Source organism: Blautia sp. MSK17_66, from assembly GCF_020538025.1.
Lineage (GTDB): Bacteria > Bacillota > Clostridia > Lachnospirales > Lachnospiraceae > Blautia_A.
The window spans coordinates 97,885-119,168 of the sequence record NZ_JAJBNQ010000006.1 but is presented as its reverse complement, the minus strand read 5'-3'; the positions used below and the strand labels follow the sequence as shown (position 1 = coordinate 119,168).

At 42.3% G+C, this 21,284-nt stretch carries 17 protein-coding genes and 1 pseudogene; all 18 read left to right on the top strand.

Going from position 1 to position 21,284, the window contains the following annotated elements; all coding sequences use genetic code 11:
* Nucleotides 1-12 precede the first annotated feature (12 nt).
* The 18 genes and pseudogenes from LIR34_RS04855 (at nucleotide 13) to LIR34_RS04775 (ending at nucleotide 20,906) form a co-directional block, all read left to right on the top strand.
* The gene (locus LIR34_RS04855; RefSeq protein WP_114001654.1) at nucleotides 13-1,749 is read left to right on the top strand and encodes an ABC transporter ATP-binding protein; all 1,737 of its coding nucleotides are present in this window, start codon (nucleotides 13-15) and stop codon (nucleotides 1,747-1,749) included.
* Nucleotides 1,750-1,759: 10 nt separating this feature from the next.
* A pseudogene (locus tag LIR34_RS04850) lies at nucleotides 1,760-2,122 on the top strand (metal-dependent transcriptional regulator); the annotation flags it as partial.
* 258 nt (nucleotides 2,123-2,380) lie between these two features.
* Entirely contained in the window at nucleotides 2,381-2,620 is a 240-nt protein-coding gene (locus tag LIR34_RS18105) for a transposase (RefSeq protein WP_110925869.1), read from the top strand.
* 576 nt (nucleotides 2,621-3,196) lie between these two features.
* Nucleotides 3,197-3,505, top strand: coding sequence for a hypothetical protein (locus LIR34_RS04845; RefSeq protein ID WP_015525087.1), 309 nt, complete (start codon nucleotides 3,197-3,199; stop codon nucleotides 3,503-3,505).
* A gap of 36 nt (nucleotides 3,506-3,541) precedes the next feature.
* Nucleotides 3,542-4,201: a single-stranded DNA-binding protein gene (gene ssb, locus LIR34_RS04840; RefSeq protein WP_070102282.1), complete on the top strand. Its 660-nt coding sequence runs from the start codon at nucleotides 3,542-3,544 to the stop codon at nucleotides 4,199-4,201.
* Nucleotides 4,202-4,224: 23 nt separating this feature from the next.
* Nucleotides 4,225-4,845 (top strand): hypothetical protein, encoded by a 621-nt coding sequence (locus tag LIR34_RS04835; RefSeq protein ID WP_114001652.1) that lies wholly within the window; start codon nucleotides 4,225-4,227, stop codon nucleotides 4,843-4,845.
* Nucleotides 4,846-4,859: 14 nt separating this feature from the next.
* Nucleotides 4,860-7,082: an SF1B family DNA helicase RecD2 gene (gene recD2, locus LIR34_RS04830; RefSeq protein WP_202017276.1), complete on the top strand. Its 2,223-nt coding sequence runs from the start codon at nucleotides 4,860-4,862 to the stop codon at nucleotides 7,080-7,082.
* 97 nt (nucleotides 7,083-7,179) lie between these two features.
* On the top strand, nucleotides 7,180-8,970 hold the full coding sequence (locus LIR34_RS04825) for a hypothetical protein (RefSeq protein ID WP_227190716.1): 1,791 nt from the start codon (nucleotides 7,180-7,182) through the stop codon (nucleotides 8,968-8,970).
* 19 nt (nucleotides 8,971-8,989) lie between these two features.
* Nucleotides 8,990-11,143, top strand: a complete 2,154-nt coding sequence (locus tag LIR34_RS04820) for a cobaltochelatase CobT-related protein (protein ID WP_227190715.1) — start codon at nucleotides 8,990-8,992, stop codon at nucleotides 11,141-11,143.
* 2 nt (nucleotides 11,144-11,145) lie between these two features.
* Nucleotides 11,146-11,826 (top strand): hypothetical protein, encoded by a 681-nt coding sequence (locus tag LIR34_RS04815; protein ID WP_055056803.1) that lies wholly within the window; start codon nucleotides 11,146-11,148, stop codon nucleotides 11,824-11,826.
* On the top strand, nucleotides 11,816-12,295 hold the full coding sequence (locus LIR34_RS04810; RefSeq protein WP_118037276.1) for a hypothetical protein: 480 nt from the start codon (nucleotides 11,816-11,818) through the stop codon (nucleotides 12,293-12,295). Before LIR34_RS04815 ends, LIR34_RS04810 begins: the two co-directional genes overlap by 11 nt.
* A gap of 62 nt (nucleotides 12,296-12,357) precedes the next feature.
* Nucleotides 12,358-14,496, top strand: a complete 2,139-nt coding sequence (locus LIR34_RS04805) for a hypothetical protein (protein WP_055056801.1) — start codon at nucleotides 12,358-12,360, stop codon at nucleotides 14,494-14,496.
* A 23-nt stretch (nucleotides 14,497-14,519) separates the two neighbouring features.
* The gene (locus LIR34_RS04800; RefSeq protein ID WP_265107706.1) at nucleotides 14,520-16,928 is read left to right on the top strand and encodes a hypothetical protein; all 2,409 of its coding nucleotides are present in this window, start codon (nucleotides 14,520-14,522) and stop codon (nucleotides 16,926-16,928) included.
* Entirely contained in the window at nucleotides 16,925-17,137 is a 213-nt protein-coding gene (locus LIR34_RS04795) for a hypothetical protein (protein WP_005422985.1), read from the top strand. Before LIR34_RS04800 ends, LIR34_RS04795 begins: the two co-directional genes overlap by 4 nt.
* Before the next feature lie 217 nt (nucleotides 17,138-17,354).
* Nucleotides 17,355-18,116 (top strand): Rpn family recombination-promoting nuclease/putative transposase, encoded by a 762-nt coding sequence (locus LIR34_RS04790; RefSeq protein ID WP_244092208.1) that lies wholly within the window; start codon nucleotides 17,355-17,357, stop codon nucleotides 18,114-18,116.
* 424 nt (nucleotides 18,117-18,540) lie between these two features.
* Nucleotides 18,541-18,939, top strand: a complete 399-nt coding sequence (gene tnpA / locus LIR34_RS04785; RefSeq protein ID WP_005422927.1) for an IS66 family insertion sequence element accessory protein TnpA — start codon at nucleotides 18,541-18,543, stop codon at nucleotides 18,937-18,939.
* Entirely contained in the window at nucleotides 18,933-19,304 is a 372-nt protein-coding gene (gene tnpB, locus LIR34_RS04780; protein WP_117754118.1) for an IS66 family insertion sequence element accessory protein TnpB, read from the top strand. Before tnpA ends, tnpB begins: the two co-directional genes overlap by 7 nt.
* A gap of 66 nt (nucleotides 19,305-19,370) precedes the next feature.
* The gene (locus LIR34_RS04775; RefSeq protein WP_173900226.1) at nucleotides 19,371-20,906 is read left to right on the top strand and encodes an IS66-like element ISRob1 family transposase; all 1,536 of its coding nucleotides are present in this window, start codon (nucleotides 19,371-19,373) and stop codon (nucleotides 20,904-20,906) included.
* Nucleotides 20,907-21,284: the final 378 nt, after the last annotated feature.

Below are 21,284 nucleotides of genomic sequence, written 5' to 3'. Positions count from 1 at the left end.
GGGTGTTGTCAGATGTATGGAACATTGAAAAAAATCTTTGCTTTTGCAGGCAGCAAAAAGGGGCTTCTAAAAAAATCCCTGTTATTTTCATTCCTGTCCGGGCTGTTTTCAGCCATGCAGTTTGCCGCCCTCTTTGTAGTGATCGGCGCGTTAGTATCTGACAACCGGGACGGAAAGTTTATCTGCATTTCGCTGGGAATTATGGCCGTTTCCCTCATTGGGCGTATCATCACGACCTATTTTTCCACGATGGAGCAGACGGAAACCGGCTATTGCATGGTGGCGGAAAAGCGTATCCACATCGGAGATCGGCTGCGCTACATCCCGATGGGCTACTTCAACAAGAATAGTATCGGGAATATTACCGCCATTGTCACAACAACTTTGGGTGATGTAGAGAACTCAGCAGCCCGTGTCCTGGTGTCAGTGCTGGGCGGTTTTTTCAACTCGGTTGCCCTCGTCATCGTCCTGTTGGTATTTGACTGGCGGATCGGTCTTGTGGCCGCTGCCGGTGTCCTGATTTACCTTGCGGCGGCGGAACTGGCGCTTCGCAAATCTGCCGCGCTCAGCGGGGTACGCCAGCACACACAGGAGTCCCTTGTGGAGTCTGTGTTGGAGTACATTCAGGGGATGGGGATTGTCAAAGCATTTGGACTGGAACAGGACAGCACGCAGTCTATCGGCAGTGCAATTAAGGCGAGCTGCCGGGATAACCTGAAATTGACAAAGGCCAGCGTTCCCTATGACGCTATCAAACAGGCTGTTGTCCGAGTGTTCAGCGTCCTGTTGCTTTTGGCCTCGGTCTGGTTCTGGCTGGACGGCTCCCTGCCGCTGGCCTACGGTCTGATTTTGGTGATTGCTTCTTTCATGGTGTTCAACGATTTGGAGAACGCCGGGAATATGGCCTCTTTGCTGCAAATGCTGGCGGCCTCGATGGATACGGCAAACTCCATTGATGACACGCCGGTAATGGACGAGAAAGGCGCTGATATTACGCCGAAGTCCAGCGAGATTGTGTTTAACAAGGTGGATTTTTCCTACGCAGACCGTAAGATATTAGATCAGGTCAGCTTTACCATTACCGAAAAAACGACTACGGCCATTGTCGGCCCTTCCGGGGCAGGAAAGACAACGATGTGCAACCTGATTGCCCGTTTTTGGGATGTGAATGCCGGGAAGATTACCATAGGCGGTACGGATGTACGAGATTTCAAGCTGGACAGCCTGATGAAGAATATCTCGATGGTGTTCCAGAGCGTATACCTCTTTGCAGATACGATTGAGAACAATATCAAGTTTGGCTGCCCGGATGCTACCCATGAACAAGTGGTTGAAGCGGCGAAAAAGGCTTGCTGCCATAACTTTATTTCTGCCCTGCCGGATGGCTATGACACCGTGATTGGCGAGGGAGGCGGTACTTTGTCCGGCGGCGAGAAACAGCGGATTTCCATCGCCCGCGCCATGCTGAAGGACGCACCTATCATCATTTTGGACGAGGCAACAAGCAGCGTTGACCCGGAGAATGAGGATGAATTGCAGCGGGCTATCGAGGCATTGACCCATGACAAGACCATCATCATGATTGCCCACCGTCTGAAAACCGTCCGCAACGCCGATCAGATCCTTGTACTGGACAACGCTCATATCGTCCAGCGCGGCACTCATGCGGAGCTGATCCAGCAAAAGGGCCTGTATGCCGATTTTGTATCGGCCAGACAGGAGGCCATCGGCTGGAAGCTGGCTCAGTAAAGGAGGACTTATGAACCTTTATGCATCTGGAGAAGATTTTTTAGAAGCAATTTTGGTTCTCTATAAAAAATTTGGAAGCGTCCGCTCGGTAGACATCGCTCGACATATGGAAGTATCAAAGCCCAGCGTATGCCATGCGGTTAATATTTTAAAAGAAGGGTTTTTAACTATAGATGAGAATCACTTTTTGTACTTGACGAGTCAAGGGAAAGTGGTAGCTGAAAAAATTTATGAGCGACACCGCTTTTTTACGGAAGAACTAATAGAAGCTGGCGTGGATCCACGACAGGCAGAAACAGATGCCTGTAAAATGGAACACGTAATTAGCGATCAGAGTTTCCCAAAATTGAAAGAACAGAAAGAAAAAAATAGATTATTACTGAATTTGTTTACGGCCTATGTCGTAAAGTCCGTAGAAGGGAAAAGGACGACTGAAATTCAAAACGCAATATCCAGACTGGTAAAAGGCAAGACGGTTCTTATTATCGTTACGAATGTTTATACAAAAAGAAAGAACATGAATGCATGAACAGAAGGAAACGGAGAAGCCGCATTCTGAATATGTGCAAAGGAAAGCTTTGTGCCAGCTGATTTGTAAAAAACTTGAGGATATAGGAACAATCACTGTAAAATAGTATCAGGAAGTATTAAAAAATATCCTTTATTAAGTGAGCTGTATACATTAACCAAAGATTTTTGTAACGTTATATTCTCAAAAAATGCTGCAAAATTAGACGAATGGATCAATACAGCACAAAAATATGATATTCCTGAATTTCAAACATTTATAAACGGTGTAAAAAAGGACTTAACTGCTGTAAAAAACGGAATCATATATTCGTATAATAACGGCTTGCAGAAGGTAGTGTAAATAAAATCAAAGTTATAAAACGAATAATGTATGGCAGAAACAGTTTTGAATTATTGAAAGCGGAAGTGTTATGCAGAAGTGTTGGTATTCATTGGAATAATAATGGGGTATTTTAATCATCCATTATGGGAGCTTATATTTTCTATATTTGGAAATTTAGCGGTATTTATTTGTTTTGTGATAGTGGTTCTATATAAGAAGAAACGTTGACTCATCTTATAGAATACGAAAGGTGTTTTTGATGAATAGATATCGTAAATCTTTGAATGATCCAAATACAAAATATAGAAAAAGTGCGATTGACGCCAACAATATCTTGTGTTAATATGATTGTGAGATTTGTATTTGTATCTGTAAACACAGATAAGAAACGCTGGTTCCGGATCTGACCGGAAGTAAAACATTAAGGAGCCAAAAGCCTCCTGCCTTTGTAATAAATAAGGTCATTTAGAATGAAAATTTCTAAATGGCCTTTTTTTGTTGCAAAAATATGGCAGACAACAAGTACAGATCAGCAAATAAGGAAAGGAGGATCACAAAAAAACACAAGGAAACTCAGAATGCAAGGAGGGCGTTATGAAACGAAAAAAGATGGAAAAGGAGGTCGTGCACCTTCTTGAATGGATTATCGAATATCCAGGAGTATGGCAGATTGTATGTAATCCAGATGGAAAGGAAACTTCGCCTGAATCTTTTAAGATGGCATATGATATGCTGGTCAAAAAATCTCTGTTTTATCTGATACCGGTATTGTTTGCAACACATCCGGGAGAAGAATCACTGGAGATGGCAAAAAATTTATGTACGGCTGACTCTGCTGCCCGCGAGATCCGAAAAAATGGTATGGGAGCATTAGTCAAATGTATGCGGGAACATCTGGAATGAAACTGGAAAACTTTATAAGGTTATGGGAGGACAATTATGAACAAATCAATCATGATGGGACGAGTAGTAAATGAGCCTGATTTACGCTACACACAGACAGAGAATGGAGAACTTGCCATCGCAAACTTTCGCTTGGCGGTAAACCGGAAATTTGTACGAAGAGGAGATCCGGAAGCAGATTTCTTCAGCTGTACGGCTTTTGGCAGAAAAGCAGAGTTCGCGGAAAAATATTTGTTTAAGGGTATCAAGATTCTGGTAGAAGGTCGTATGCAGAATGACAACTACAAGAATCGGGCTGGTGAAAATGTCTACGGCATGCGGCTTATGATAGAAGAGATTTCTTTTGCAGAAAGTAAGAAAGCTTTAGAATCTGGAAATGACGAGCGGGAAGAACCGGAAAGAGAAACGAGGGCATCTTCTAATCGAAACCGTTCTGACCGTGCGGAAAACCAGCGTTCAGCTTCCAGAAGCACCAGAAGTGAAAGAGCAGCAGAAATGGATGACCGTGACTATGACAGGGAACGTGAAGGTGGAAGATACAGAAGCAATACCAGGACAGATGCATCGGATGACAGACGGAGATCAAATTCTGGCGGGACAAGATCCAGAGGAACTTCGGCAAGAAGCCGGGAGCGTAGTCAGGATATTGATGACCGGTACATGGAAACAGATGATGAAAAACTGGATTTTGACTGAGCAAATCATAGGAGGAAATGCTTATGATGGAGAAAATGAACAAATGGTTGTCTGCACATAAACAGCTGTGCGTGATAACTGGAATTTTTGGTCTGTTAGTATCACCATTTTTATGGCCGGTATTTCTGGCAGTGATCATACAGTCCCTTTCACTGGTCATTCCGGTTGCAGCAGGACTGTTTTTCTATGAAAAATTTATTATGAAAAAGGACAAGGAGGAAACGAATGAGAATGATGATGACAACAAACAGCAAAAGAACCATGCAGATGCCCGTAAAGTACATGCAGATGCTGAAAAGACCGAGGATTTACCGAAAAATCATGAGAAGGGATCGGAAACGGTAAATTTCGATAATCAGGAGAAGCAGGCAAGATGCAGGGCACAGGTTGCCATATGGTACGAAAATGAAGGCTTTGAGCGGATCCAGGCGATTAGGAAAACTCTGGAATCTGAAAATCGAAACTGTTTTTCAGTAAACAGGGAAGGAATCTGCAGTATTTCCATTGGAAAAAGGAAATATCGAAGGGTTGGAATTTTAAAAGGATATCCTTTTGGACAGACAGAGGTGATCCGGGAAAAACTAAAGAAGGATGGTTTCATCACCAGTATGGGATGCAATAATTATCTCTGGATCTCATGGTAGAGAGGAGCTGGAACATGAGCATTTGCTGTAAAGCCATCCGGCAGATCTATTATAATGCAGGAAGTGGATATACGGTAGCTTCCTACATGACCAATGAAGATTTACCGGAGGAAGTAAAAAAACAAAAGAATGGAAATTATGGAATATTTCAGGCATTTGGAACCGAACTTCCGACAAACGAAGGCCTGGATGTGGAACTGACGGGAGACTGGAAACCCACAAAATATGGAATGCAGTATAGTGTGAGCAATTTTTCAGTAACCATGCCAACCACAAAAGAAGGTATTCGGACTTATTTGTCGTCATCCCTGATCAAAGGGATCGGACCGGCAATGGCAGCCCGCATCGTAGAAACGTTTGGGGAAGACACACTGAATGTTTTTAATGACAGCCCGGAGAAACTTCTTCAGGTAAAAGGAATTACGCAGAAACGCTTAGATGATATTCTGGAAGGATATCAAAAAAGCAGTTCCATCCGGGAACTGATGATGTATTTGTCCCCTTTTGGGGTGACTCCTGCAAAAGTTTCAAAAATACAGGAGAAATTTGGCCCTGCTGCAGTTATGATCGTGAAGGAGGAGCCTTTCCGGCTCTGTGAGGTTCATGGATTTGGATTTCTGACTGTTGACCAGATTGCAGTAAAGGCAAAACATTTCCGTGCAGATGCTCCCCTTCGCATTAAGGCTGCTATTTTGCATATTATGTCAGAAGCAGAAGGCGAAGGACATTTGTATTTAAAAAGAGAGGACATTATAGAACGTGTCGAAAAACTTTTAAATCACAACAAAGATGTTTCACCGGTCTCTGAACGGGCAATCCGGGATACAGGCAATGATATGATCCATACAGATGGAAGCCTGGTCTGCCACGATGGAGGGTTTTATACACGCAAAAGCTTCCAGGCCGAACTGGGAGCTGCTGCCGCATTAGTCAGACTCCATATGCAGACGGGAATGGCTGTAAATGTTGACCGTATTTTAAGAAAGATCCAGAAAGAACAGGATATTATTTTGAATGCGAAACAGCAGGTGGCAGTAAAAAATGTCTTTGAAAACCCGGTATCCATCATTACAGGAGGACCCGGCAGAGGAAAGACTACGGTGATCCGTTTCATCATTGCTGTACAGGAAGCATTGGATAAAAATGCGGTGATCCTTTTATGTGCACCTACAGGCATCGCCAGAAGGCGAATGCGGGAATGTACAGAGTATCCAGCTCTGACGATCCATAAATCCATAGGGCTTACTGGAGAAGCTGGAGAGGAAGAATGGAAGAACGAGCAGCCAATTCCAGATGACCTGATCATAGCAGATGAGTTCAGCATGGTCGATATGTATCTGGCGGATAAACTGTTTTCCAGTATTAAATCCGGTGCCAGACTGGTCCTGGTGGGTGATAAAGATCAGATCGAATCCGTAGGGCCTGGAAAAGTATTTCAGGAGATCATTGATTCCGGCGTATTTCCGGTAACTGTCTTAGATGAATGTTTCCGACAGGAAGGGAATTCCACCATCAGCCAGAATGCCATTAAGATCAATAAGAATCAGCTGGATCTGGTGTTTGATGATACCTTTCAGTTTATTCCGGCTTCCACACCGGAGGAGGCTTCGCGAAAGATACAGAAAATCTATCGAAAAGAAGTACTGCAGAGAAACGGTTCTCTGGAAGAAGTGCAGGTGATGTCACCGCTTCGAAAAGATACGGAAGCAGGTACGGATGCATTGAATCTGGTATTGCGTGATATTGCGAATCCAAAGCGTTTCGGTTATCCGGAAATCACAAATGGCAGGAATACTTACCGGGAAGGTGACCGGGTCATGCAGACAAAAAACAACGATGAAGTAGCAAATGGCGACATTGGAGAAGTCATAGGGATTTTTCGGAAAGATCAAAAAATGGTCATGCGTGTAGATTTTGGGGATGGCCGGGTCATGGAATATCAGGAGGAAGACTATTGGCCGCTGACACTGGCATATGCGATTACGGTACATAAGGCTCAGGGCAGTGAATATCCGATGGCAATCCTTCCAATGCTTCCATGTTTCCGGTGGATGCTTCGCAGAAACATTTTCTATACAGCAGTAACAAGAGCCAGAGAAAGGTTTATAATTGTGGGAAGCAAACGTGCAATCGCACAGGCTATCCGGACGGATTACATCAGCCGGCGAAACACCATGTTTGGGTACCGTATCCGAAAAATATATGAAGCAATCCTGGAACAGGAAAAGAGCGCATAAAGAATGAATGACAGGCAGACGTTGGAAAAATCCAATGCTCTGCCTGTTTCTTTCCTTCGTATGCAGAAAATTACATAATGAAAGAGGAGGGAACAAAATGCCAGATCTTTGTTTTTATGCACCATGGATTATGAAAGAACCCATTCCGGACCCATTTCGGATGATGTTGGAAAAAGCAGGGAAAAAACGGATCAGCTATGATGAAGCGGATTGTTCCATGCGAAATATCAGGAAGCAGGGAAAAGTCTCCCGCCTTCATGGGCCTACGTTACATGCTCTTCTGACACTGATTCAGATCCGGAAAGAAAAAGACTCTGGTGCTGCCGGTATACAAAGGGGCAGGGATGCCATAAATTATTTCTGCATGGAATATCCTGGAAATCAGGGAAAGTATGTAATGACTTATAATTCGAAAAACGGACGTTTCAGTGGGATTTTAAAGACAGAAGAAAAAAACGAGAAGCTTCCGGGAATCCGGGAGGGCAAAAACACAGGCGAGCAGTACCTGGCCCTTTTGGCTTATGCCAATCTGGTCCCGGATAATCCTTTATTTAACGAAGAGTTCCAAAAAAATTTCTACATACTGGAAGAACAGGAAAAAAAGGAATGGGAAGACATGGAAGCTGCACTGAGGGCGGCATTTATCTGTTGCGATGCCATGTACTGCGAAGTAATAGCAAATCCGCAGCAGGCGGTCCCGCTGGAAAAGAGCCAGTTCCGTGCAGAGGAACTGGAGGATGTGCTTCCGGAATATAAAATTGCGGCCGGGGTATATGCACCAAACGATGAAATCTATGGAAAGTTTCATGTGCTTTTGCCTGTAAATGAGAAGACAAAAAGAACACTTTTTGAATTAAAACAGATCTACTCTGGCAGATGGGATGTAAATGAAAGGACAAAAGAAAGGATCCCTTCGCTTCCAGAAGACTATCTGGTAAGTAAGGAAGCTGAAGAAATCCTGCAGATGGTGGATAAGACACCGGCAAGGCTGTTTATGATGACAGGCGATGCCGGTACTGGAAAGACAACGGATGCCAGAATGATCGCCCAGATCTTAGGGCTTCCATATTATGTGTTCACCTGTGGACCCGGAACGGATGAACTGGAACTTTTAGCGACCACCGTACCAAATATGGGAGGAACAGCGCATCTGGAAATGGAATTGCCACGTCTGGAAGACATTGAAATGGATCCGGCTTCAGCTCTTGCAACGGTAAATGGCATTTATGAAGAGGGGATCAGCCGGGAAAAAGCTTTTCAGGAGATCCTGAAAGCAGTTTATGAAAAAGGCTATGAAAAGTCGAAAAATGAAAAAGACTTCCTATTAAAAGAGTCAGAAATCGTAAAGGCATGCAGGGAACCATCTGTGATTGAAATTCAGGAGCCGGCCATGATTGAAAAACCTGGGACACTTACGAGATTAAACTCCCTGTTTGACGATGGAGCTGTAACCGATCTGGTAAATGGAGAACAGATACGGAGAAATCCGGATACGATTGTGATCATGACCACTAATCTGGATTATGTTGGCTGTCAGAACTTCAACCAGTCAGTTCTTTCCCGAATGAACCTGATTCAGCCAAAGGAAGCCCTGACAGAAGAGGAAATGGCAAAAAGGGCAATGAAAAGAACCGGGTTTAAAAACAAAGAACTTCTGTCCTTTATGGCTGCCACGGTCTGCAAGATCCATGAATATTTGATTGAACAGGACATTACGGATGGCGTATGCGGATACCGGGAATTGGAAAACTGGGTGTTAAGTTACATGGTTTCCAATGATCTCAGGAGGTCAGCATGGACAGCACTGCTCAGCAAAGCATCCATGGACAGGGAAGAACAGGGAACTATGGAACGCATCTTTCTTCTTCCTCATTGTGATGTGGATTAAAAACGGATGGAGGAAACGAATGAAAAAGGCTTTATACCGGAAACGGATATGTGCAGAGAAAGAAAAACTGACACCGGAAAAAGTATTTCATACGCCGCAGTATCGTGATCTTTTGACCTCGATCGGGCATGAAATCACGGGTGGAAAGTTGACTACATTACGGTTATACGATGATAAAAATTCGGGGATTGCAGGATGGAATCAGGGAGAAACAGTTGCCGTAAATCTTGGAAACCAGATTACGTCAAGTTTTCTGACACTGGAATTAAAAAGTGACAGCCTGATCGGGATTCTGGGACATGAATGCGGACATTACCGGTATACGGATTCTGCACTTAGAAAAAGGTATGCCGAGCATATGTTAAATGGTAGCTGGTATCCAAAGGAGCCAGTACCGGAAAATGCACAGGAAAAAGAGGCATTGGATGCGATGAATGTCTACTTTGAAAGAAAAGATAAAGCAATCCTTTCTATCTTTCTGCAGACAGCATCTTATCTCAGCAATCTTTTGAATGATATGTACATAGAAGAGAAGATGTGCGCCCTTTTTCCGGGAAGCATCCGCAGGGGAATCCTTATGAATCGTGACCGAAATGTGGAATGGCTTCCAACACTTAGGGAAATGCTGGAAACGGAGAAAGACAGGTTATCTATTCTTATGAACCTGTGTGCACAGTATGCCTTGTCTTCAAGGGTCAATGCCTGGGATGGTGCGGATTACGAGCTTATTGATACACTAAAACTGCTTATGCCGGTCATTGATGAAGCGGGAAAGGCAGCAGATGACATGGAGAGATATCTTGCCACCAACCATATCCTTCTGATGATCTGGAAATATTTTGCGGAAATCATAGATGAAATAGAGAAGAACAGTACAGAAAATGAAGAGCAAAAGCCAGAACAGGAAGAGCGTGAAGGGCAAGAGGAAAACCCGAATGAATCCGAAGAAGAACCGGAGGAAGAAAAGCAGGGTAACACAGGGTCACAGACTGAGCAAAATGAAGATAAGATCAGAAAAGAGGATACGGAACAGGAGTCGGAAACAGAAGACAAAACAGAAAGAAACGGAAAGGATCAGGAAACGGAAGACCCTGAAAACGGGCGCACTGCAGAGCTTCAGAAATTTCTGCAGCAGCTGTGTGAAAATCTTCCGAAATGTGTCAGGGAGTCTGGTGGCTTCGAAGACAAACAGAATGAATGTGGCATCCCTGCCTCAGAAACGGAAGCATCCAGTGATAATGCCTTACAAAAAATCCTTTATGAAATGGCGAAAGAGACGCTTGATGAAAAGATACAGAAAGAAATTTTCGAACATCTTCAAAAGGAATTGATGGAGATACCGTTTGAAGAAGGCCATGACCTGGTACAGAAAAAACTTTGCCGTAAGACCGAGATATCAGATTTTTTAAAATTACTGACAGAAAAGTATGAGGGGCAGCTTGAACAGGTAAAAAAGAGACTTCGCCTGAAACTGCTTCCTATATTGAAAAATCAGAAAGAACGCACGGAACATAAGCTTTTTCTTGGACGTCGGGTAGATCTTCGAAACATAGCTGCACCGTCTGGGGCAGTATTTAAGAAACAACAGCCAGGAAAAAAGATGGATATCTGTGTGGCTGTGCTGGTCGATAATTCTTTTTCCATGTGTGGGGAACGGATGGATCATGCCATTCTTGCAGCACTTTGCCTGTATGATTTTTGTATGGAAGCAGAAATACCGGTTTTGGTGTGCGGACATCATACAGATGGATACCGGCATGAGAACCTGAAAGACGAAACGGTGTATCTGCATTGCTGCGCAGATTTTGAAACGGATGAAAAGGATCGGTTCCGGATCGCTGGTATGCAGCCTTATGGAAGCAACCGGGATGGAACTGCATTGTGGTATGCTGGCAGCCGGCTTTTAGAACGACCGGAAAAGCAGAAACTGCTGTTTGTGATCAGTGATGGTGCACCTAATGCAAACCAGTATGGAGGCACAGGGGCAAAAAGGGACCTTCAGAAGATTCGGAAAAAGCTGCTGCAGCAGGGAGTATTCTTTCAGGCGGCTGCAATCGGAAGCGACAAGGAAGCAATTCAGGAAATTTATGAGGAATCTTTTCTGGATATTACGGATCTTGAACAGCTTCCAGCTCTTCTGACAAAGAAATTGCTGCGTTTTATCAGGAGGTAAGGATGAACAGGAAAAACAGGAAAGAAAAAGAACAGAATACGGATGTATCAAAACAGATCTGTGTTCATAAGACACAGAATACGTTACTGGAATTTAATAGCTTTTTGCGGATGGCAGAGCCAAAGGATTTCTGGCATTTTCACGAAGACTTTGCCAGCGATTATTCCAGGATCCGCGCTGTCATGGTTGACTACAGCAAAGAAGACAGCATCAGCGTTTATGCAAATCTGAGCCCGGAAATCATAAAATACCTGTATTCCCGTATATGGAATAATGTGCAGGAATTTAAATTCTTCCAGCAAAAGATCTTTTGCGAGGATAAAAATTCCAACATGGGAAGAGTTACAGTATTTTCCATACAGAGGAAGGTTCGCAACAACAAAGGAGAAGTTTTAAATTATCCGTGGGTTGTCAGGATACAGAATGGCACCGGTGTAGCGATGCATAATGCCAATGGCGGGCAGTATTGTAAAAAAGACAGCTACCGGAAAGAAAAAGAGGTTACCATACAGCTGAAAGATGAGGAAATCTTCACACTGTTTGCAAGAACTTCTGCTGTGATCCAGTCATTTGAACAGGATTGCATGACACGCCGCAGACAGGCTGGAAATTTCCGGAATTTGTACAGAATGATAGAAAAACTCATTGTGGAAACTGAGGAGGAAAAAGATAATGCTGCGTAAAAGAATAAAGAAGAACACATTGAAATGGAAAAAAATCTATGCGGAACAGTTTCTTGATATGATGGACGAGGAAGAAAATGCTTTACAGAAGATTTATCTGACAGGGTATGTACTTGAACTGAAAAAGAACCGGTATTTTGCCGGATGGTACAAAGACCGGATCGTTTGCCGTTCCCTAGAGTATGCACGTTATTTTCCGAGTGCCGAGGCAGCGGAAGAGTATGTACATAAGTATCTGGGATTTGCAGGCATGACCTGTTATATCTGCCATGTAAACTGGACGCTGGCTTCCTGCGGGAGTGAAAATATGGAAGATAACGAAGAGAACTTGTTAGAGGAAAATGGTAAGATCCTTTCGTTTGCAAATTATGCAGATGTAAAGCAATACCAGAAACAGCGAGGCATGGAACATTCTACAATGGCGATCACTTATGCAAGCCGGAAAAAGAAGATTATCCTAGCAGCATAAGAACAATTTTGGGGGACTGGCGAACAGTCCCCTTTTTATATGGGAAAACAGGAGGAAATTGGATGGAATGGAAGAGTTATGAAGAATGGCTTGATATTACCCTGTACCGGCAGATGACGAACCTGATCTATAAGCTGTCATCTAATGAGGAAAAATATAAAATTTATATGCAATTAAAAGAAAATGACATGTTTCTGGAAAAGCCGAAGGTAGACATGGAAACTGCTTATGGACTGCACTATCCGGGAGAAGTCCTGGAGCGCATTGGAGAACATCTGACCTTGACAAAGCAGACATACCGTGCCCTCGGACTTGCCCTGGCAAGGATGATGCCTTTACAGGAGACCTGTATGTTCAATGGAACTCAAAAGGATCTGTTTTGGAAAAAGATGAAACAGATTCTTGGAGAGAAAGACCTGTTTTTGATCAGTATCAATTATATCTGTGAGGAAAAGGAAAAGAATCGGTGGAAACAGGCCATGCATGCGTATCCATTTGAGCGAGCAGAAGAAATGCTGTTTGCCATGTCCATCCTTCCGGATGATGAAACACTGTGGGAAGGCATAAAACAGAGACTTGCTGACAGCTTTTCAAAGAACCGGAAGATATCCGTATTTACTGAATGGAATCTTTTCGTGTGGATGGTAGGCAAAGTAATGACAAAGCTTAAAGGGTATCGCAAAAAGGATCTGGATATCCTGAAACTGCTGGTAAAGTTAACAGGCACAAATGCTAAAAATGCGGATGCCGTTTTGGAAAAACGTATGCGTATGTTTGGATATTCCGACAAAGAGACCGCTTTTTTAAATTTTGTACTGATGTATTTTGTAGAGAGACCCGATCGGATAAGCCTTTCCGGGTTGACAGCAGAAAAAATTGGTCTGAATGTATTAGAGGCATTTTTGCCCGGAAAAGAGACATATCCAGAAGAAGCTTATGTACTTTGTTCACGGATTTTAAGAACATATGGGAAACTTTCTGTCCGTATAGACGGTAAAGAACGGCTGGAAAAATGTATGAATGAAACGTTCAGGGTGGAAAATGTAAAAACGTTTCTTACGTTGTTTCCATTTAGAAGTAATGAACCGGAAGAGTGGCACTACATTGATCTGACAGAAGAAAAATGGGATCCTCTGGTAAAAGAGCTCTCTTCGGAAGAATTTGAAGCGTGTGTTACAGATACTCTGAAAGGCAAAACATACAGTACGAAAAGTTTGCTGAAGTATCTGGAACGTTATGAAAACCTTACAGGAAGTAGATACCAGGATGTTTTCTGGAAAAAGAGTGAGCCGGAACTTTACGCGGTTTTCAACCGGCTGATCCTGCATGGGATTTTGGATGGAAAAAAGTATCTGGAAGAGTTTGTAAAGGATTATAAAAATGAAGAACCGAATCTGAAGAAGAAGTGGGAATTTATGGCAGGATATTTAAAAAGTGAAATAAAGGGTCTTTGTAATGAGCATTCCTATCTTATGCTGAAATTTCTGATCAATGAGATTGGAATGGATGGATGCGAATTCTTAAGCCCTTGGAGGATTTTAAAGGAAACTTTCTCCTTGGGATACTATGCTATCCAACATAGAGAGTGCGAATTTTTTTCGCCAGTTCTGGGAAAAGAGGAACACCGGGAACTGTTTTCAATGGTAGAAAAGAAATTCTTTTATGAATATCCGGATATTTATCCAGAATACCTGACGGCCTTACTTTTAAAGGAAAGTACAGCACTTTGGCTGGAACAGTCAGAAGCATATGAGCTTTCCAAATTGCTTCTTCCATTTATAAGTGATTCTTATCGAAGAGAAACCCTGTATCAGAAATATATGACAGAAGAGGATCGGAAAAGATATCAGGAACGGAAAGAATGGCTAAAGGAACAGAAAAAACGGATAGATCACTGGAAAACAGAAAAAAACATCAAACAGCAGTTTAATCAGATATTACGGGAAAACAGAAAAACGGATAAGGAGATTCAGTCTATTTATGAGTTTTACAAGAATGGTCGTTATTCATATGGTCATAAAAAGCTCTACTGTAAGATCGTTTCCTCGTATTTAAAAGATAATTTTACAGGAACAGCGAAAAAGCCGATGGCCAAAAAGGAAGCTCTGTATCTTCTTAAACTGGCAGAAAATATGTACCAGGACGAATGCATGGAGTTACCGGAGATTACTGAATTAATAGAAAGGGCAGAGGTAGCGTGATGATCGAAAGAATCTTAAAGCACATGAATATTTACAGGGAAATGAAAAAAGCAGCAATTCCCCTGAACCTGATAGGAAAGAAAGGGGAAGATTCCTGTATGAATGCGGCCAGACTGGTAAATCAGCAGGAACTTTCCAGTCTGATGGAGGGGTTAAATGAGGAGACGATTTCTTCTTTGATGGACGATCCGGAAATACTCAGCTATTTGGGTAAAATGAACAAAAAGGATTTTTCTATTTTAGAACCAGACCGCATCAGAATGGTCATAGAATGTGCGGGAAATGAAAAGCTGTCCGAATTTCCCTATGAAAAGATTGAGAAAGTACTGGCAGATAAAGAAATCCCGGACCGGATCGTATATGTTTATCTGAAATATTATGCTTTTCTGGAACCGAAAGAAGAGTTAAAGAAACAGCTAGTAGCAAGTCTTGAGACCTGCATTGGTGAGTTTGATGTTGCCTGTGCGGGAATAAAGATACGCATGCTTTTGATAAATCCGGCTTTTTCAACGGAGCTTCTTTATGAGCTGCTCAAGGATGAGGAATCATTGGCATTACTTTTGAAGCAGGATCTGATGGAACTTGTAAATTATTTATCCGAGTTTTGTGAAGAAACGGAAAGCTTACATAAGAAGCAGCTGGAAGAATTGAGCCGGCATCCAAAAGAAATCCGGAATGGACTGGAAGTGATTCTCACTCAGATACCAAAAGAATGGCAGGCCTCTTTTCTTCACTTGTGGCTCTGGAACGAATCATTATATGCAGACATTCCAAAGCTGATAAGATTTTTGACAGGTCCGGATGCAGATTTTGAAAAGATTTCAAATGGAAAGGCAGCCTATGTGAACACTCTGTATGGAAATCCGCTTCCAGATATGGATCTTTATGAGCTCACTTTGGAAAAGACAGAGCTTATCCTGTATGCCATTACGAAACGGAAGAAACATTTCCTGGAACTTTTGCGAAAGAATGGAGACTGGCTTATAAACCTTGACAGGAATTCGTTGATTCTGGATGAAGAGGTTTATAAAAGATGCCTGAATCTAAATACTTTAAACGAGCAAAATTTAAGGGATTGTGAATATATGGTAGTTCCCTGGAGAAAGAGTGAAGAATCACTGTTTTCGAAGCCTCGTGTATTTGAAGAATTGAAAGTCCTGTACAATGTGAAAGCAGTCTATATAGACCTGTATGATCGTTTAGCATACTCCAAAAGTGATGATCGTCTTCGGGTGATCCGTGAGTTGATAAAAAGAGACTGCCTGACAGATGCATTAGAGGAAAATCAGGTTGAGCGATTGGCAGAAGCTTTGTCAAAAAAGCCGCTTTCCAGATGGATGCAGGAGGATTTAAAAAACATTCTGGATCTCCGGCATGAAACAGCCATATGGATTTTGATTTTTTTAATGGATTTCCCGGAACTTTTAAAGGATCTTACAAAGGATAATCAGGTTTACTTCCTTTTGCATAATCAGAATCTTTTAAATGGCTGTTCCGGATTACCTGCATTGATGGACAAACTGCTGGCCCAGGATCCTTCCTGGAAGAATTTAAAGACAGAATTGAATATTTCGGATGCTTTTGTCGAGGAAAATAAATCCAATATCCAGAAGTTCATTTATGAAGGCGGCGCAGAGATCATGACTTCCTTTCTGAACAGGCAGCCGAAAAAGAAGGAAGAAATCCGAAGAATCGTAAATGCTGAGTTATTAGGAAAATTCATGGAGCTGAAATACCATGAAGGAGATCTGGGACGGGAAATTGCTTTTCCAATAAAAAGAGATACAGAAGAAATCTGGAAAGAAAAGCTGTTGCGCGTGGATTGTGGATGGGAAATCTGGGAAGAGGACAGCCTGCTTCCGGTTATGCAGATAGGAGAAGTACCGCTGCGCAGCTGCATTTCCTATCGGAATGGTCCAAATTGTGATTGTCTGTTATCCTGTTTTGATGCAAATAAAAAAATCATATTTATCAAACACAATGGTAAAATTGTATTTCGTGCAATTCTCCGTCTGACAAAAGGTTCTTTTGTAGCTGCGGATGAAAGGAAGACGCTTGAGTTTGTTGATGTGACTGCCAAAAGCGAACCACATGAAAATAAAGCAGAAGAACTGGTTTTGTTTTTGGAACGTTATTATCAAAGCGGACTTAGCGAACAGGAAATACGAAAAGCAGTAAATTTAACTGCTATGCTGGTAAAAGAAAAAGCAGAAAAACTTGGAGCAAGGCTTGTACTTAGCAGCAGTTATAAGAATGTTCTGGAAAATAAAAACTATGTTTTGACAAACTTTTATATGTACATTTCTGCATCTAAAAATGGAAGCCAGTATCTGGACAGCCTTGGAGGGGCCGCTGGTGTCAGTGCTTCCGGAAGCTACACCTGCAATACATTTTTGCTGGAAGCAGAAGAGAGGAGAGAAGAGAGCTTATGAATATACGAAGAGCAGGAAGAAAAGTAGTAAAAAACCTACATAAAGAGTATGGCATATATCGGATCGGTTTTGTAAATATTTATGGTGAAGAAGATGAAACAGAATTGGACGCCATGAACATCAATGATCTGGAAAGATTATGGCTGTCTCTTTGTCCGGAATTTGAGTGCAAGGGAAACAGTGTATGCTATGTGGAACGGGTAGGTTAAAAAACACCCGATGCAATTCGGGGAAAAAGTGTCTTGTAAAGGTCATTCATTGATGCTAAGATAAAATAAACAAAAGCTTTTTCGAAAATTTCTTCATAACATAAAAAGAATAAAGAGGGAGGTGACAGCGAACGTGGCAGATGAAAAAATTGTGCCAGAGAACGGATTGGAAGTACGTTACGAAAGATATAAAGGTATTATTAAGAATTTTACACTCATGAGTGACATATTTATGAGAAATGTTTTCAAACAGAGAGAATGCTTGGAATATGTTCTGCAGGTCATTATGGAAAAACAGGATCTGAAAGTAATTGATCAGATCATCCAGAAGGATTATAAGAATCTGCAGGGACGGTCCGCAATCATGGACTGTGTTGCCAGAGATTCCGAAGGCAAACAGTTTGATGTGGAGATCCAGCAGGATAATGAAGGTGCATCACCTAAGAGGGCACGTTACCATAGTGGTTTGATGGACATGAACACTTTAAATCCGGATCAGGATTTTGATGAATTACCGGAAAGCTATGTGATCTTTATTACCAGGGATGACATCCTTGGGTATGACTTTCCTATTTACCATATTGACAGACATATCAAAGAAGCCGATGATAGCTTTCAGGACGAAGCACATATTATATATGTGAATTCCAGAAAACAGGAAGACACAGAACTTGGGAGACTTATGCATGATCTGCATTGTAAGAATGCGGATGAAATGCACAGTCCAGTTCTTGCAAAGAGGGTACATGAATTAAAAGACACGCAGAAAGGGGTTGAGCTTATGTGCCATGAAATGGAGAAAATTTATAGCGAGGGAATGGAAAGCGGCGAAAAGCGCGGTGAATTAAAGGCTAAAAAGGAAACAGCCCTTTCACTTGCTGAAATGGGATTACCTGTTGAAAAAATCGCAAAAGCTGTAAACCATAATGTGAAAGACGTCCAGAAGTGGATTGACGAAACTTTGTGTGTAACAAAATAATTGAAAAATCATTATAAAAGGGCAGGTCTGATTAGACTTGCCTTTTTGCAATACAGTATATTTAGTTTTTTCAAAAAAGATGAAGGAGCAAATATGGGAAAAAGATCTGTTCGAATAAATACTTTCTTTGTCTATAATTTGTGATTTTTGTTGTTTTATTTCGTATTATTTTTAAGAGTTAAAATTGCGTATTTAAAATTCAAGCTCTAATTGTAACAAAATAGTTCTAGCCCAAAATTAGAAGGAGAACATATGCATATGATCATCAAAAAAAGAAAAATGTCTATCTTTATTGCAAAGTCCTTACATTGTAAGCGTCCAATAAGAGGGTGTATCGAAATTTCTGGCTGTTGCATGTAAACTATTGATTAGAGTTTTGGGAGTTGACTCTAAAAACTCTAAATCTAATCTAAGGAGCAGGCTTATGGATCTTTCTTCTTTGACTCCAGACAAACAGGTGAAACTTCAATACTGGCTGGATGTAATACGGCAATGCAGGGCCTCCGGATTGACAAATCAGATCTGGTGTGAACAACACGATATCTCTTTGAAAAGTTATTATTACTGGCTTTCCAAAATTCGAAAGCTTGCCCTGGAAGAATTGCCCCGCAAGAAAAACGGCATCCACATGTGTACAGACCAACAGTCAACTGCTTTAACGGAATCCCCGGCTGAGTTTGCGGAGCTTTCACTTCCGGACAGAAACATTTCCCGTTCCACTCCTGCAGCCATACTTCATATCGGATCCATAACAGTGGAACTTTATGAAGGCACATCTGCCCAGATGCTGGAAAACATTCTGAAAGCCGTGCAGTCATGTTAGGAGATCTTTCCCATGTGGAGAAAATCTATATCCGATGCGGCTACACCGATATGAGGAAGCAGCTCAATGGCTTGCTGGATATCATCCAGTACAACTTCAAACTGGATCCTTACAGCAATTCCTTATTCCTGTTCTGTGGAAAGAGGGCTGACCGGATCAAAGCAGTCCATTACGAGGGAGACGGTTTCTGCCTTTTATACAAACGGTACGAAAACGGACGTCTCCAATGGCCGCGGACCGGCGAAGAAGCAAAACAGATTTCTTATCAGCAGCTGCGCTGGCTTCTGGAAGGTTTGAACCCGGAGCAGCCAAAGGCGGTTCAGAAATGGCTCCCGCATAAGTCTGAAAGTACTGAAAATCCTTAGAAATGCTGGGAAATCTGACGATTCTATGGTATAATAATCCTATCGAAACGAAAGGGTTTTCAGGTTATGTCAGCTACGGAACAGGAGTATAAAAATCATATCAAAGAACTGGAACAGCAGGTCCGGCTCCTGAAAGAGCAGGTTGATTTCCTGACCCGTAAACTTTATGGAACAAAATCCGAGAAGACATCTACTCTCGAAATCGAGGGGCAGGTGTCTCTTTTTAATGAAATCGAAACCTGTGCGGATCCTGATGCACACGAACCGGAGCTTGTTGAGATAGAGAAGCACCTACGTAAAAGGAAGTACACCGGTCAGCGGGAAGAACTGGTAAAAAATCTCCCTCACAGCAAAGTACTCCATACCATAGATGAAAGGGAACAGATATGCGATAACTGCGGGAGTACGATGGTGAAAGTAGGGGAAGAATTCGTCCGCACGGAAGTACAGTTTATCCCTGCAAAACTTAAGGTGATTGACCATTACCGGGAAACGTATGAATGCAGGTCGTGCCGGAAAAACGGAACTCCTTATATGGAGAAGGCTCCGGTGCCATATCCTCCCGTCCTGCATTCTCTGGCATCTGCATCTACCATCACCTGGCTCATCCACCAGAAGTTTGAATTAAGCATCCCGCTGTACAGACAGGAAAAAGAATGGGAGGCTTTGGGATTACGTTTAAGCAGAGCGACTATGTCAAACTGGCTTCTGATTGTCTATCGGGACTGGCTTGTACACATCGTCCACCGTCTGAAGCTGGAACTTCTGAAACAGAGATACCTTCATATCGATGAAACACATGTACAGGTGCTGAAAGAACCGGGACGGAAAAATACGTCCGATTCCTATATGTGGGTTTACTGCAGCATCAGAGATGCTGTAAATCCCATCCGCTACTTCGAGTACCAGCCGGGACGAAGCGGGAAATATCCGGAAGCGTTTCTGAGGGAATATGAAGGTTATATCCATACAGACGCTTACTCCGGATACAATGCAGTTTCAGGAGTAAAAAGATGTCTTTGCTATACGCATCTGCGCCGGGCTTTCGTGGATGCGCTCCCAAAAGACATCCATAATTCGGAAGCATCAAAACCTGCGGAAGCAATCCTCCGTCTGAATCAACTCTTTAACCTAGAGTCAGAGTTGGAGGCGCTCCCTCCTGATCAGAAGAAAAAAGAACGTCTTATCCGCGAGAAACCGCTTCTCGAGGCTTTTTGGTCATGGGCAGAAAAAAGTGCCATCGGAGAGCTGCCGAAATCCAAACTTTCAAAAGCTTTTCATTACGCCTTAAATAACCGTGAAGGTTTTTGGAATTATCTGGAAGACGGGAATTGTTCCATCAGTAATTCGCTTGCGGAAAACTGTATCCGTCCCTTTGTGATCGGCAGAAAGAACTGGCTGTTCTCCGGCAGTCCGAAAGGGGCGGAAGCCAGTGCAGGAATCTATACACTGGTAGAGACAGCGAAAGCGAATGGGCTTGCCCCGATGAAATATATAAAATATATCCTGTCCGACATGCCGGGGAGTGCTTTTCTTGAACATCCTGAATATCTGGATGATTATCTGCCTTGGAATCCTCTTGTAAAAGAATTCTGTCGATAACCGTTGACCTTTTAGTATAAAAGGCTGACGGTTATTTTTCTATACACTGTTTTATTTGACGCTTACCTTACATTGCCCCATATTCAATCAAAAGTATAGATAATGAAGCGTTACATGAAGAGGAATTGGAAAAAATAGTTGTTTCAGCCAATGAACTCACAGTCCATTCCGTTGAAAAAAATTGCAACAATATCGTATTCGTTGCCATAAGAATGGTAATATAGCTGCTTTTACAATAAAAAATTTTACAAAAGATCAATTATTTTTAACTGAATACCTGCAAAATAAACTGCATTCATTTAATGAATTGATATATTTCCCTAAAAATCAAGGTTTTTATAGGATTTTGAAACAAAAACAGGTAGTATTTGACACTAC